Below are 12,870 nucleotides of genomic sequence, written 5' to 3' on the forward strand. Positions count from 1 at the left end.
ACGGTCTAGTGCCCAGATGATTCCAATGGCTTGCAGCAATTAGCGTCAAACATCAGTGTGTCACCCGCAAGTAAAAGGCCTGGCGTATTCTTCCTCCACCACTGCGCAGCGATTGGCGAGGAAGCCTCAAGAATATGAATGGCCTGATCGGAGGGTACAACATAACCCCACCAGTTCTCCGCTTTGTAAGTCCAGCCAAACTTTCGTTTCACCTTTAACCAGATATCTTCCGAAGCGGCCAAGACCGATATGGCTGGCATCGAAACCGGACCATGCCGGGAGAACTCGTGCAAAGGCAATGTCAGGCCGACCCATGCCTTTCTGATTTCAAGCGGTGCATCGCCCTGTGGTACAGATGTAATTACGATTGCGTCCAATGAACTGCCTCGAGTTTAGGGGCAGGACCCCAGTAGCATTCAAAGCCGGATCGCCGTTATCTCTTTTACTGTTCGCTTTACGAACATTGTATAATAGCGCGCCACATTACTGCCTTCCTGAAATATCCTGTCGCATAAAGCATCATATTCTTCCATGTCCGCAAGGCGCAGCATGAGGATAACATCGGTCTCTCCGGTCACACTATAGGCCTGCACGACCGCATTCTCCTTGTTGACGCGTTCCAGAAAGTGCTGCGAATGATGTTCCCCATGGCGTTCAAGCTCGACCGTGACAACGGCCTTCATCCCCTTACCGCTCTTGGCCGGATTAAGGATGGCCACAATGCGATCGATTATGCCGGTTGATTTGAGCCGCTGCAGACGCCGAAGGCAACTTGACGGCGACAGACCAACGATTTCCGCCAGACTGGCATTGGTACGTGAAGCATCCACCTGCAGCAGATCAAGAAGTTTCTTGTCGATACGATCCATTCGATTCCCACCCTGAACATCAACTTTGCAATATTATTGCATAAGAATGCATATTTTGACCACAAATGCGAATGGCTCCGCGCTACACGTTTTTGCGACTATCAAGGAGAGCCGTGATGAAGCTTGGTACAATCCTCTATCGCAAGACCATTGATACGCTGGAAGTTTATTGGGAGCTGGTCCGCATCATTGTTCCAGTTACTATCGCAACGCAAATTCTGGTGGAACTGGGCGTCATACGCGCGGTATCGCCATATTTTGCTCCGGTCATGGAGCTTTACGGGCTTCCTCCGGAGCTTGCCCTGGCCTGGCTGACCGGCCTGCTGGTGGGGATATGGGGGGCCGTCGTGATCATATTCACGCTTGTTCCGCTTTCTGCGCTGAGTTCCGCAGATATGACGGTGCTTTCAGCCCTGTTACTGTTTGCCCACGCTATCCCCATCGAACAACGCATTATTCAAAAAGCCGGCCCCGGATTTATCGCAACAGCAATCATCCGCATCGGGGGTGGAATGATTTTCGCCGCATTGCTGCACCAGATATTTGCAGCAACCGGCTGGCTGTCCGCACCATTGGCACCCGCTTGGATACCGATGAATCAGGCGACGGATTGGATGAGCTTTACTCTGGGCACGCTCAAGACGCTTGTGACCATGCTTGCTGTACTTCTGACTTTGAGCTGGTTGATGGAGCTGTTGAAAGTATCCGGCATTCTTGGCTGGGTGAACAAGGGCCTGTCGCCGCTGTTTTATCTCGCCGGTATTCGCCCTCAAACCGTGCCTGTCGTGGCCATCGGGCTTTTTCTGGGAATATCCTATGGCGGCGGACTGCTGATACGCGAGGCAAGAACAACTGCGCTCGAACCGCGCCAGATATTTCTTGCCTGTGTGTTCATGGGATTTGCCCACAGTATCATAGAAGACACCTTGCTCGTCGTTGCATTGGGCGCCGATCTGACGAGCATACTTTTTGGCCGCCTTATCTTTGCGGTGCTGGCAACGGCATTGGTGGCCTTGGCGCTAAGTGCAGCTTCGAATAATCTGTTCTTCGCAGCGCTGTTTCGCAGGAAGGCTTTGCAGCCAGGTTGATCGCCTGCAAAGCTTTTGTGGCACTCATTGCTGCAGCGCTCCTGCAATCCGAACTTGCGTCCACTGATTGTCATTGATAATTCGGCCCAATGAACGAGATCGTGGAAATTGGCAATCAGCGTGTACTCAGATTTGCGAAGGATGGAGCTTTGCTTCAGCTTCCCAGCGACGCAAATGATTTTCTGGGTGATGCATGGAGCGTGGAAGCAACGGTTCTGGCCATTCCGGTTGAACGGCTTGGCCCGGACTTCCTGAAACTGGAAACCCGCATTGCCGGAGAAGTATTCCAGAAGTTCGCCAATTATCACATGACATGCGCGATAATTGGCGACATCACCACCGCTCTTGAGCGAAGCAATGCGTTTCGTGATTTTGTGCGCGAAACCAACAAAGGAAAAGCGCTGTGGTTTCTGACTGAGTTTGACCAGCTCAATGCCCGGCTGTCGTCTTAGAGCCTGTTCTATCTGGCCCGGTCTTTGGCATTCAAATCTTCCCAAGGATCGGCAAGAAGACATGCCTCTTCGCCGACACACCACACGGAGCCCGGCTCGTGATTTGTTTCGCTTTCAGCAAAGTGCACTGCTGATCCCTGATCAACAAAAATGCCTCCTACCTGTTTTCTCCGGTCGCAGACAACCCAATCGCCGCAGAGATTTCGGCCAACGAGAAATCTGCATTTTTCGCTCAGTTTCGGGGTATTCTCGACAAAATGTTTCATATGATACGCGCCTGCTTCAAGCTGGCGATCCTCAATTGATCAGTTGATTGCTCAGACGCGCCAAGCCAAAGTTGGCGGAGGCAAAAGTTTCAGTCCGTTGCTGTCTGCACCCATTTGATCCAACGATGCACGGATTTTTGCCTCCGTATCGGGATTGACCGGAACGAGAGGCAGGCGGACATCATCACTTATCCCGCGCCGATGCTTCAAAGCGTACTTTACCGGGGATGGATTGGTGTCCAATGCGAAGGCCCGGTAGACCGGTTGCAGTTTTTTATCGATATAAGCCGCAGTTGCCCAATCGTCCTGACGGCATGCATCGCGCAATGCGGCATAGACATGTGGCAGAACATTGGAAATCACCGAGATAAAGCCATCGCCTCCAGACAGATTGAAGACACAAGCGGTTTCATCGCTGCCGGACAAAAGCAGGAAGCGATCTTCAAAGATCGATCGGAGTTGTTCCGCCCCTTTTTCATTGCCGGTTGCATCCTTGATGCCGATTATAGCCGGAATTTGAGCCAGTCGATCCAATGTGCTGACCGTAAGCTCTACACCCGTTCTGGAGGGGACATTATAAGCGATGATTGGCAGCGCCGTGCGGGCAGCAATGGTTTCAAAATGCCGGGCAATGCCTTCCTGGCTGGGCTTATTGTAATAGGGTGTGACGATAAGGGCTGCATCAGCGCCGCAGGCGGCGGCAGAACACGTATGAGCGACTGTCAGGTCTGTACTGTTGGTGCCGGTGCCGGCAATGATCGACACCCTGCCCTTTGCCTTGGAAACACAGGTCCTGATGATTTTAAGGCGCTCCTCCCAGTTAAGGGTTGGGGCCTCGCCTGTGGTTCCGCAAACCACAAGTCCATCGACACCTGATTGAATTTGCCATTCGACCAGATTTTCAAGTGCATGGTAATCGACCGCATTATTATTGAACGGTGTGACGAGCGCAGTGAAAAGGCCGCTAAAGCGATGATTTGGAAGCTTGTTCATAATTTCCTCTGGTCGCGCCAATGCATCCGCAGCCAGCGGCTCAGTGACGACGATTGATGATGAAAATGATGGGAGGGGTTGTGTCTAAGGCACCTATAGCAGATGCACGCGCAGACCAACTGCTGCCGCAAGCAAAGCGGCGAGAACGAGGAAAGTCGCTGCCTGCAACAGGAAATCAGGCGCTGTGGCAGAACGGGATAGCCCTGATCGTGAATAGGTTTTCATGCTGTGAACTCCATTTTGGTCACAACATGAAAATAGAAAGATCGAGATCGGGTTTCGATGCTGAGTTGGGGCTCAGGCTGTAAGGAATGTATAAGTTTGCTGTCAACGATAACTGTGATTCGACTCAACGCGGGCTCCAAGTTTGATAGGCCGTAAACAGCTAAACAACGCCCCGTCTAGTTGTCGTTGCCGCTCTCAACGCTTCCGTAGATTCCCGTCGTTTTCTTGCTATTTCGTTGGTTCTCTCAGTATCACCATCGGGAAGTCGAACGGGAACACTGAAAGCAAGCCGATTAGCGGCCCCACTTTTATGCTCACCGCCGCCCTCGAAACCAACGCCGAAAACTTTAAGGTTAGCGCCACCTTTACCAGACGTTTCAGCTGAAACAGCCACGTCAAAATCCACCCGCGTGAACAATCCATAGGCTCCAGAATTGATTAAGTTGCCGCCAAGGTCTGTGGAAACTAAGGTAGCGTTAACGTTATCGCCACCTTCAGCTTGTTGAGCCAACTTGACCCCTTCGACTATCTGTTGAAGGCTACTAGCTATGAAATCTTTGAGATCCATCTGAAATACCGCCTCTACAAACCGAATGGTTAGGATACACTTTGCTATTCTATGCTGAAAGCATTTGATCAATCCACGTCACACCGAGTCGCCGTCATGGATTGTGACCTAGTGGGACGGTAAGTGGGCTTAATGTCCGTAAGCGCCAAAAGTCTTCAAATTAGTATGTTAATTGAAATCGGTGGCGGAGAGGAAGGGATTCGAACCCTCGAGACCGTTTAACGGGTCTACTCCCTTAGCAGGGGAGCGCCTTCGACCACTCGGCCACCTCTCCGAGGACGCTGACTAAAGATGAAACCCATTGTTGGCAAGGCTTTTGTTGGTGTGGTCCTCAAAAATCGAAATCCCTCGCCGTATTCAGTTTTGAATCCGGCAAAATGGCCCCGCCCCTCGACATCACGTCATCAGGTGAATAGCCTGCTGGCAGTGATGGGGGATATTATGAGATTTTCAGGTAAAGCCGGGATATTGTTGCTGCTGGCAGGGGTTTACGCCTGCACTACCACTACCACGGGCGGTAGCAAGGATCAGGTTACGGCGGATGCAAAAGCTTTGGTGATAACGTCCTATCAGTGTCAGGCATCTCTCGGCCGCGAGCCACACTATTCAGCCATTGAAAGCAGTGAAACTGTACTCAAGGCCATAGGAAAATCACCTGAGGATGCAGACCGGACAGTACGTGGCTGGCTCAAGGGCGTGATTGCTTCGCCAAAGCAGCCAACCGACCTTGATTCGAAGACCTGCAAGGACAAGCTGCTGACTCTCGCCGAAAAGGTGCGGATCGGCTACGAATCTCTAAATCGTTTGAAAAAATAACGTTGATTTTTAGGGTAATAATCCGGCCCATTTTTGTAATTTTACTGCGCCAGATAAGCATTTTTCGCAAGCATGCGGAGTGTAAATGAAAGTCGCAAATCTTGAATTGAGAATTGGGAACCGGCGTCCTATCTGCACATTATAGGGGCTACATACCTCAATTGGAGATTGCAGAATGACGACACCTACCGTTCCGCAGGATATTTACCTCCGTCACGAGAGAGAGTGGCAAATGTTGCGTCAGGCGATTGCCGAAAAGAAACCGGCAAATGACGAAAAGCAAGCGATGGAAAACCTGGCTCCGCGGCGCAAAACGCCTCTGACAGAGCAGCATCAGTAAGTCTGCATTCCTGATAATTTTAAGGCCCCGCCCGGTTTTCCGGTTTGCGGGGCTTTTTGTTGGATGGATTGGGGGGCTGGGAATTGCAGGAACTTATTGCAAAACGAGTATGCGTGGTTCGACAAGCTCACCATGAGGAAGGTGGGTTGATTGCATAGATTGTCGCCATCATTGCAAATCAATCTGCCTGCCAAACACTAGCCTCCTCATGGTGAGCTTGTCGAACCACGCAGAGCAGATGAGCAATATTGGTGCAGTGGCCTAATTAGACCCCGGCCATGACCGCATGGCGATATCAACAAGGCGGTGAATTTCATCGCGCCCTATACCGCTGGTGGCTTGAACTGCCGTGCCTTGTGACACAGTCAGAATATAACGGGCCAAATCTTCCGGATTGCTGTCGGCAGGCAAATCACCCTCGCGCTTGGCGCGTTCAAACCGGCGCGTCAAAGCCTTCTGGCCAACCTGTCGCCGCTCAATAATGGTTTTTTGAACCGCCTCGGCGGCTTCGCTGCAACCCATGGCAGCATTTATTCCAAGACATCCGCTGGGATTGCAGTCGCAGGTTTGCGCATTGGCGAATCCAAACAGCACATCGCGCGCCACGGAGCGCGCATCGGGCTGCTCCAGCGCTTTCCAGAAGAATGCCATGTAATTTTGTTCGTAGCGCTCAAGCGCCATACGAAAAAGCTCTTCTTTGTTTCCGAAAGTACCATAGAGGCTTGGCTTGGTTATGCCCATGCCGTCAGTCAGATCAGTGATCGACGTACCCTCATAGCCTTTACGCCAGAACAGTTCCAAGGCTGTCTGCAGAGCATCGTCTGCATCAAATTCCCTCGGGCGTCCCATGGACAGTACTCCCTAAAAGAATTATACCGTTCGGTATAAAATTCCATTGACAGCTGCTGTTCCGCAGCCTTATATCACCGTTCTATACCGATCGGTATGGAACGTCAATGATGATTCCGGTGATCCGGATTCCAGTTCACCATCCTCCCAAATGGTGAAAAATTCAAGCAGGATGACCACGATGTCAATCAGCACACTCAAAAGAAATCTCGCCATTGGCGGCCTTGTTCTGGCGCTTGGCGTAGCAGGCGGCACCCAGGTTTTCGACTTCAGCAAAAGCCATGCGGAAGGCGAAAAACAGGCACCGGTACAGGCAACTCCCGTTTCAGTCGCATTGGTACAGCCCAAGCTGGTAAGCCAGTGGAGTGAATTCTCCGGCCGCCTTGAAGCAATCGATCAGGTCGAAGTGCGCTCCCGTGTGGCAGGCGCCGTACAGTCGATCCACTTCAAAGAGGGCTCTGTTGTCAAGCAGGGCGACCTTCTGGTGAAGATCGATCCGGCCACCTATGAGGCGGAAGTCGCCCGCGCCAAGGCGCAGGTCAGCGCAGCGGAATCAAGATTGGCTCTGGCCAAAAACGAACTTGAGCGCGGCAAGCGCCTCATCGACTCCCGTACCGTGTCACAGAGCGATTATGACCAGCGTCAAAACGTTCAAGCCGGTGCATTGGCAGATCTTGAAGCCGCACAGGCAGTGCTCAAGACGGCAACGCTCAATCTTGAGTATACGGATATACGCGCACCAATCAGTGGGCGGGTTGGCCGCATCGAGATCACACAGGGGAACCTGATTGCTGCCGGTCCTGCCGCACCATTGCTGACTTCGCTGGTTTCAATCAGCCCGATCTATGCAAGCTTTGAAGCTGACGAAAATGTTGTGGGAAGCGCTTTGGCTGACCTTCCCGAAGGTCTGAACAGCCGCGATTTCGTTGATCGCATCCCCGTTCAAATGGACGTACAGGGTAAAGCTGATATTGATGGAAAGTTGCAGCTGATCAACAACAGCGTTGAAGCAAACAGTGGCACAGTCAAAGTGCGCGCTGTCTTCGACAACAGCAATGGCCGGTTGATGCCGGGTCAGTTCGCCAAGGTTCGCATGGGTCAGGCAACTGAAAGGCAGGAACTGCTGGTTGACGAAAAGGCCGTAGGCACCGACCAGAACAAGAAATTCGTCATGGTGGTCAATCCGCAGAATGTCGCTGAGTATCGCGAGATTTCACTGGGTGGCAAGGCTGATGGCCTGCGTATCGTGACTGCTGGATTGCAGGCGGATGACAAGGTTGTCGTCAACGGCTTGCAGCGTATTCGGCCAGGTTCACTTGTTGCACCGGAAATGGTGGCAATGGGTGCAAACGCATCCAACCAGCTACAGGCTCAGGCCGATCAGGCCAAGGTCAAACAATAAAGGCCATTGCGCCATGTGCTCAAGGTGAGGCATGGCGCAATGGCAAGCGATGCCGCGATATCTCTCCCCTTGTGGGAGAGAAAGCGATTTCAGCATCTTAGCTTCTTCGCTAAGTGCTAGAAATTGCCAGAGAGGGGATTTTGAATGATGCGTTTCAAATCCCCTCTCTTGGTTTTTCCAAGGATTTAGCCAAGAGGCTAAACCCAGGAAAACCCTTTCTCCCCCACAAGGGGGGAGATAACGCGGCACCAATCGAACGCATCTAATTCTCAGGCGGAATCGCTATGAATATTTCCAACTTCTTTATTGATCGCCCGGTCTTTGCGGGGGTCCTGTCCTTCATCGTTTTCCTTGGCGGTCTTATCGCGCTGACAACGATGCCGGTTTCTGAATATCCGGACGTTGTTCCACCATCCATTGTGGTGCGTGCGCAATATCCGGGTGCAAATCCCAAGGTTATTGCGGAAACTGTCGCAACGCCGATGGAAGAGTCCATCAACGGTGTTGAAGGCATGCTCTATATGGGTAGTCAGGCGACTTCCGATGGCCAGCTGACACTGACTGTTACCTTTGCTCTCGGCACCGACCCGGACAAGGCACAGCAGCTGGTGCAGAACCGCGTTTCGCAGGCTGAACCACGCCTGCCGGAAGAAGTGCGGGCACTCGGCATCACCACGGTAAAAAGCTCGCCGGACCTGATGCTGGTGGTCAATCTGATTTCTCCGAATGATCGGTATGACATTACCTATCTGCGCAATTACGCCCTGATCAACATCAAGGATCGCCTTGCCCGCATTGACGGCGTTGGCGATGTGCAATTGTTTGGCTCGGGCGATTATTCCATGCGCATCTGGCTCGATCCGCAAAAGACTGCCGAGCTTGGCCTTTCCGCTACCGATGTTCTGGCCGAAATTCGCGCCCAGAACGTGCAGGCGGCGGCAGGTACAATTGGCGCCTCTCCGAATGAGAATGACGTCAATCTGCAATTGTCGGTAAATGCACAAGGGCGTCTCGCCACCGAAGAAGAATTCGGCCAGATCATCGTCAAAACCGCGCCAAACGGCGCGATTACGCATTTGCGGGACATTGCCCGTATCGAACTTGGTTCAGCGCAATATTCCCTGCGTTCACTGCTCGATAACAAATCGGCTGTGGCCGTTCCTGTGTTCCAGGCGCCGGGTTCCAATGCGATCCAGATCGCCGATCAGGTTCGCGCCGCCATGGAAGAAGCCAAGCTGACCATGCCGGAAGGCGTCGATTACAAGATCGTATATGACACCACACAATTTGTTCGCGCCTCCATTGAGGCCGTGGTTCATACGCTGCTTGAAGCTGTCCTGCTCGTCGTTCTTGTGGTTATCCTTTTCCTGCAAACGTGGCGCGCTTCGATCATCCCGCTGATTGCGGTTCCCGTATCGATTGTCGGTACGTTCGCCGTCATGCACCTCTTCGGCTTTTCAATCAATGCACTCAGCCTGTTCGGTCTGGTTCTCGCCATTGGTATCGTGGTCGATGACGCCATCGTGGTGGTTGAAAACGTCGAGCGAAATATTGAAAATGGACTGGCACCCCGCGCTGCAACCATACAGGCAATGCGTGAAGTCTCCGGACCGATCATTGCAATTGCACTCGTGTTGGTTGCCGTGTTCGTACCTTTGGCCTTTATCAGTGGCTTGACGGGGCAATTCTACCGCCAGTTCGCGCTGACCATTGCCATATCAACAGTCATTTCCGCATTCAACTCGCTGACGCTTTCGCCAGCCCTCGCAGCCCTGCTGCTCAAGGGGCATGACCAGCCGAAGGATGCTCTGACGCGGTTCATGGACAAGACTCTTGGCTGGTTGTTCCGCGGTTTCAATGCCGTGTTTACCCGCGGTGCCAACGGCTACAGCAAGGGCGTACGAGGAGTTATTTCGCGCAAGACCATCATGATGGGCATCTACATTGTGCTTATCGGTGCGACGGCCCTGATGTTCCGCACAGTGCCGGGTGGTTTCGTGCCTCCTCAGGACAAGCAATATCTGGTGGGCTTTACCCAGCTTCCGGATGGCGCGACGCTTGACCGTACGGAGTCTGTCGTCCGCCGTATTGGCGACATGGCCCTCTCGATCCCGGGCGTGGAGAGCACGATCGCCTTCCCCGGCCTGTCAATCGCCGGCTTTACCAACAGCTCGAATGCGGGTGTGGTTTTCGTCTCCCTGAAGCCTTTTGAGGAACGGAAAACTGCTGAGCTGAGTGCTGGTGCCATTGCCATGCAGCTGAACCAGAAGCTGGCCGGCATACAGGAATCGTTCAGTGCGGTGTTCCCGCCTCCCCCGGTTCAGGGCCTTGGTTCAATCGGCGGCTTCAAGCTGCAGATCGAAGATCGTAACGGTCTCGGCTATCAGGCGCTGGATGATGCAACCAAGGGCTTCCTGGCCAAGGCGGCAACAGCACCGGAACTGACCGGCCTGTTCACCAGCTACCAGATCAACGTGCCGCAGCTTTACGCCGATGTTGACCGTGCCAAGGCACGCCAACTCAATGTATCGCTGCCGGAAATCTTCAACACGCTGCAAATCTATCTGGGTTCGGTCTATGTCAACGACTTCAACAAGTTCGGACGCACCTATTCCGTCCGTATGCAGGCGGAATCGAACTTCCGTGCCAAGGCTGAAGACATTGGTGACCTGAAAGTTCGCTCTGGTTCGGGAGAAATGATCCCGCTTTCGGCGCTGATCAAGGTCACCTCTACAGCCGGTCCGGACAGAGCGCAGCGTTACAACGGCTTCCTTGCCGCCGATGTGAACGGCAACACTGCACCCGGCTTCTCTTCCGGTCAGGCACGTGCTGCGGTTGAACGGATCGCTGCAGAAACCTTGCCTGCGGGTATCGGCTTTGAATGGACGGAACTGACCTATCAGGAAATCATCGCGGGTAATTCAGCCTATCTGATCTTCCCGCTATCGATCCTTCTGGTGTTTCTTGTTCTCGCCGCTCAATATGAAAGCCTGTCGCTGCCGCTCTCGATCATCATGATCGTACCGCTCGGACTGCTCGCCGCCCTCACCGGCGTCTGGCTGACAGCCGGAGACAACAACGTCTTCACGCAGATTGGGCTGATCGTCCTTGTCGGGCTATCCGCCAAGAACGCCATCCTGATCGTGGAGTTTGCGCGTGAGCTGGAGTTTGCCGGGGCGACACCCTTCAAGGCGGTGATCGAAGCGAGCAGGCTGCGGCTGCGGCCGATCCTGATGACGTCACTGGCATTCATCATGGGCGTTGTGCCTTTGGTGACCTCCACTGGTGCCGGTGCCGAAATGCGCAGCGCCATGGGTGTGGCGGTCTTTGCCGGCATGATCGGCGTGACCCTTTTTGGACTGTTCATGACGCCGGTTTTCTATGTTCTTGTTCGCGCAATGACAGGAAACCGACCCCTGAAAAGTCATCACGCAAGCACGTTCGAAGGTGATGCCAGCCACGATTCTGGCGCAATTGCCCACTCCGCAACCCCTGCTGAGTAACAAAATATACGATGGCGCAGATAAATTTATTTGCCTGCGCCATCGTCTCTAACTCGTTGTAATAATAGTTTTTATTCTATCGCAGATTGCATCCTGCCTAAGTTGCACCCGTTAAAATCCGCATATTGTCCGTTTTAGGGGTGACAAAAGATTTCAGGATGTTACAGTCTCGTGACCACGCCGATGTTCGGCCCTAACGATCATGACCTCACTACTTGCGAGGCCGTCAAATCGGGAGAGATGCACATGACAAGCGCTGCCAATGACAACCGCAAAATCAGTGATGGGTTTATTCCTCTGGTTGCGTTTCTGGTCGTAACTCAAGTTGCCGCCACCATTCTTCTGGCTCTGCCAAATTGGTATTGAGACCCGAAACCACTGCGTCGAATTTTTCGCTTCTGCCAATAATGGCAGGGGCGATTATCCTTTTGATGATTATCGGCCTGCTGCTCATTTAGTATTATCTACTGCGAACAAGCGGCCTGACGTTCTTTTTCATTGATCAAAAAACACAATCCGGCATCCTCTCCGGCTGCTATTCGTTTGCAAAAACCAATGATATAAACACTCCGTAATGCATCGCATAACTGACTGCTGTTCGCAGTGGAGGATATCATGAGATTGTTGACTGTATCGGCGCTGCTAGGAGCAATTTTAATAGCCGGTTGCACGACAATGACACCTGAAGAACGCCGGGCAATCGATAGCCAGACCTGCTCATCATATGGTTTCAAGCGTGGCGGCGATGGTTTTGCCTCATGCCTGCTCAATCTGGAGCTGGATCGCCGGGCTGCATCGCGTGCGCAGTTTGATGACATGCGCTTCAACAATCCGCCCATCATCTTTTATGGCGGTCACTACCGCCATCATCACCGGCGATAAAACAACGCCGCCGGACTGGCCGGCGACGCTGCTTCTCCCCTCAGAGTATTTGATTTAGCGGACCCAAACGACCCGGCGTGTTTCGGTTTCAACCAGCGCCGGGCGATCATCCACATAGATGTATGAATAGCGTGGCTGATCCGGCACGGCCGCAAGCGGAACATCCGCAGGAACCATTGCACCAGTCGCCAACTCACCTTCTATGACGACAGGATCGCTTGGATGCTTCTCGACATAGGTAAGCACTTCATCTGGAAACTCGCCGCCAGCGCTTGGACCACCGGTGTCTGAAAGGTAGACAACCTGCCTGTTATCCAACGAGACGATCACGGGGCGGCCTTCTACATAAATATACCCATAGCCCGGACTTTCGGGGATTTCACGAACGACTACATCTTCTGGCACGACATAGCCTTGCGACAAATCACCGTCGATGACGACAGGATCAGACGGATTTGCGATGACATAATCACGGGCACTCTGTGGAACTTCAATAACCACAGTATCCTGTGCAAATGTCAGACCGGAGGTGGCGAGCAACGCCGCCGCGGTCAGTACAAGAATCTTTTTCATTTCGTGGCCTCTCTGTTTATTTCAACTGTCCCACTGGCAGGAAA

General features: G+C 52.9%; 16 protein-coding genes and 1 tRNA gene. 8 read left to right on the forward strand and 9 right to left on the reverse strand.

Annotation, left to right across the window (positions count from 1 at the left end; all coding sequences use genetic code 11):
* Positions 1–5: 5 nt before the first annotated feature.
* A complete protein-coding gene (locus tag PMI41_RS22465; protein ID WP_008128707.1) occupies positions 6–377 on the reverse strand; it encodes a hypothetical protein in 372 nt (123 codons plus the stop codon).
* 39 nt (positions 378–416) lie between these two features.
* On the reverse strand, positions 417–869 hold the full coding sequence (locus PMI41_RS22470) for an Lrp/AsnC family transcriptional regulator (protein WP_008128709.1): 453 nt from the start codon (positions 867–869) through the stop codon (positions 417–419).
* A gap of 116 nt (positions 870–985) precedes the next feature.
* Here PMI41_RS22470 and PMI41_RS22475 point away from each other — a divergent pair, with 116 nt between their 5' ends.
* Both PMI41_RS22475 and PMI41_RS22480 read left to right on the forward strand, forming a co-directional pair.
* Positions 986–1,957 (forward strand): nucleoside recognition domain-containing protein, encoded by a 972-nt coding sequence (locus PMI41_RS22475; protein ID WP_008128710.1) that lies wholly within the window; start codon positions 986–988, stop codon positions 1,955–1,957.
* A gap of 89 nt (positions 1,958–2,046) precedes the next feature.
* Positions 2,047–2,409, forward strand: coding sequence for a DUF4180 domain-containing protein (locus tag PMI41_RS22480; protein WP_008128711.1), 363 nt, complete (start codon positions 2,047–2,049; stop codon positions 2,407–2,409).
* An 8-nt stretch (positions 2,410–2,417) separates the two neighbouring features.
* Here PMI41_RS22480 and PMI41_RS22485 read toward each other — a convergent pair whose 3' ends face one another.
* The 5 genes from PMI41_RS22485 to PMI41_RS22500 form a co-directional block, all read right to left on the reverse strand.
* Positions 2,418–2,675 (reverse strand): hypothetical protein, encoded by a 258-nt coding sequence (locus PMI41_RS22485; protein WP_008128713.1) that lies wholly within the window; start codon positions 2,673–2,675, stop codon positions 2,418–2,420.
* Positions 2,676–2,726: 51 nt separating this feature from the next.
* On the reverse strand, positions 2,727–3,668 hold the full coding sequence (gene dapA / locus PMI41_RS22490; protein WP_008128715.1) for a 4-hydroxy-tetrahydrodipicolinate synthase: 942 nt from the start codon (positions 3,666–3,668) through the stop codon (positions 2,727–2,729).
* Positions 3,669–3,761: 93 nt separating this feature from the next.
* On the reverse strand, positions 3,762–3,893 hold the full coding sequence (locus PMI41_RS25590; protein ID WP_008128717.1) for a hypothetical protein: 132 nt from the start codon (positions 3,891–3,893) through the stop codon (positions 3,762–3,764).
* 160 nt (positions 3,894–4,053) lie between these two features.
* On the reverse strand, positions 4,054–4,461 hold the full coding sequence (locus PMI41_RS22495) for a hypothetical protein (protein ID WP_008128719.1): 408 nt from the start codon (positions 4,459–4,461) through the stop codon (positions 4,054–4,056).
* A gap of 182 nt (positions 4,462–4,643) precedes the next feature.
* A tRNA-Ser gene (locus PMI41_RS22500) sits at positions 4,644–4,735 on the reverse strand.
* A gap of 17 nt (positions 4,736–4,752) precedes the next feature.
* On the opposite strand from PMI41_RS22500, the gene PMI41_RS22505 reads away from it, so the two are divergent.
* Positions 4,753–5,277: a hypothetical protein gene (locus PMI41_RS22505; RefSeq protein WP_008128720.1), complete on the forward strand. Its 525-nt coding sequence runs from the start codon at positions 4,753–4,755 to the stop codon at positions 5,275–5,277.
* Positions 5,278–5,452: 175 nt separating this feature from the next.
* Entirely contained in the window at positions 5,453–5,617 is a 165-nt protein-coding gene (locus tag PMI41_RS25140; RefSeq protein ID WP_008128721.1) for a hypothetical protein, read from the forward strand.
* Positions 5,618–5,878: 261 nt separating this feature from the next.
* On the opposite strand, the gene PMI41_RS22510 is transcribed toward PMI41_RS25140, so the two are convergent.
* Positions 5,879–6,466, reverse strand: coding sequence for a TetR/AcrR family transcriptional regulator (locus PMI41_RS22510; RefSeq protein WP_008128723.1), 588 nt, complete (start codon positions 6,464–6,466; stop codon positions 5,879–5,881).
* A 181-nt stretch (positions 6,467–6,647) separates the two neighbouring features.
* On the opposite strand from PMI41_RS22510, the gene PMI41_RS22515 reads away from it, so the two are divergent.
* The 4 genes from PMI41_RS22515 (at position 6,648) to PMI41_RS22525 (ending at position 12,253) form a co-directional block, all read left to right on the forward strand.
* Positions 6,648–7,868: an efflux RND transporter periplasmic adaptor subunit gene (locus PMI41_RS22515; RefSeq protein ID WP_008128726.1), complete on the forward strand. Its 1,221-nt coding sequence runs from the start codon at positions 6,648–6,650 to the stop codon at positions 7,866–7,868.
* Positions 7,869–8,152: 284 nt separating this feature from the next.
* Positions 8,153–11,371: a multidrug efflux RND transporter permease subunit gene (locus PMI41_RS22520; protein ID WP_008128728.1), complete on the forward strand. Its 3,219-nt coding sequence runs from the start codon at positions 8,153–8,155 to the stop codon at positions 11,369–11,371.
* Between the two features lie 171 nt (positions 11,372–11,542).
* Positions 11,543–11,737 (forward strand): hypothetical protein, encoded by a 195-nt coding sequence (locus PMI41_RS25340; RefSeq protein ID WP_157179465.1) that lies wholly within the window; start codon positions 11,543–11,545, stop codon positions 11,735–11,737.
* A gap of 249 nt (positions 11,738–11,986) precedes the next feature.
* Positions 11,987–12,253: a hypothetical protein gene (locus PMI41_RS22525; RefSeq protein WP_008128730.1), complete on the forward strand. Its 267-nt coding sequence runs from the start codon at positions 11,987–11,989 to the stop codon at positions 12,251–12,253.
* A 54-nt stretch (positions 12,254–12,307) separates the two neighbouring features.
* Here PMI41_RS22525 and PMI41_RS22530 read toward each other — a convergent pair whose 3' ends face one another.
* The gene (locus PMI41_RS22530; protein ID WP_008128731.1) at positions 12,308–12,826 is read right to left on the reverse strand and encodes a DUF1236 domain-containing protein; all 519 of its coding nucleotides are present in this window, start codon (positions 12,824–12,826) and stop codon (positions 12,308–12,310) included.
* Positions 12,827–12,870 lie beyond the last annotated feature (44 nt).

Source organism: Phyllobacterium sp. YR531 (genome assembly GCF_000282595.1).
Lineage (GTDB): Bacteria > Pseudomonadota > Alphaproteobacteria > Rhizobiales > Rhizobiaceae > Phyllobacterium.

Coding starts and splice junctions, on each gene's coding strand:
- PMI41_RS22470 (WP_008128709.1), bottom strand. CDS start 869: ATGGATCGTATCGACAAGAAACTTCTTGATCTGCTGCAGGTGGATGCT.
- PMI41_RS22475 (WP_008128710.1), top strand. CDS start 986: ATGAAGCTTGGTACAATCCTCTATCGCAAGACCATTGATACGCTGGAA.
- PMI41_RS22480 (WP_008128711.1), top strand. CDS start 2,047: ATGAACGAGATCGTGGAAATTGGCAATCAGCGTGTACTCAGATTTGCG.
- PMI41_RS22485 (WP_008128713.1), bottom strand. CDS start 2,675: ATGAAACATTTTGTCGAGAATACCCCGAAACTGAGCGAAAAATGCAGA.
- dapA (WP_008128715.1), bottom strand. CDS start 3,668: ATGAACAAGCTTCCAAATCATCGCTTTAGCGGCCTTTTCACTGCGCTC.
- PMI41_RS25590 (WP_008128717.1), bottom strand. CDS start 3,893: ATGAAAACCTATTCACGATCAGGGCTATCCCGTTCTGCCACAGCGCCT.
- PMI41_RS22495 (WP_008128719.1), bottom strand. CDS start 4,461: ATGGATCTCAAAGATTTCATAGCTAGTAGCCTTCAACAGATAGTCGAA.
- PMI41_RS22505 (WP_008128720.1), top strand. CDS start 4,753: ATGAAACCCATTGTTGGCAAGGCTTTTGTTGGTGTGGTCCTCAAAAAT.
- PMI41_RS25140 (WP_008128721.1), top strand. CDS start 5,453: ATGACGACACCTACCGTTCCGCAGGATATTTACCTCCGTCACGAGAGA.
- PMI41_RS22510 (WP_008128723.1), bottom strand. CDS start 6,466: ATGGGACGCCCGAGGGAATTTGATGCAGACGATGCTCTGCAGACAGCC.
- PMI41_RS22515 (WP_008128726.1), top strand. CDS start 6,648: ATGTCAATCAGCACACTCAAAAGAAATCTCGCCATTGGCGGCCTTGTT.
- PMI41_RS22520 (WP_008128728.1), top strand. CDS start 8,153: ATGAATATTTCCAACTTCTTTATTGATCGCCCGGTCTTTGCGGGGGTC.
- PMI41_RS22525 (WP_008128730.1), top strand. CDS start 11,987: ATGAGATTGTTGACTGTATCGGCGCTGCTAGGAGCAATTTTAATAGCC.
- PMI41_RS22530 (WP_008128731.1), bottom strand. CDS start 12,826: ATGAAAAAGATTCTTGTACTGACCGCGGCGGCGTTGCTCGCCACCTCC.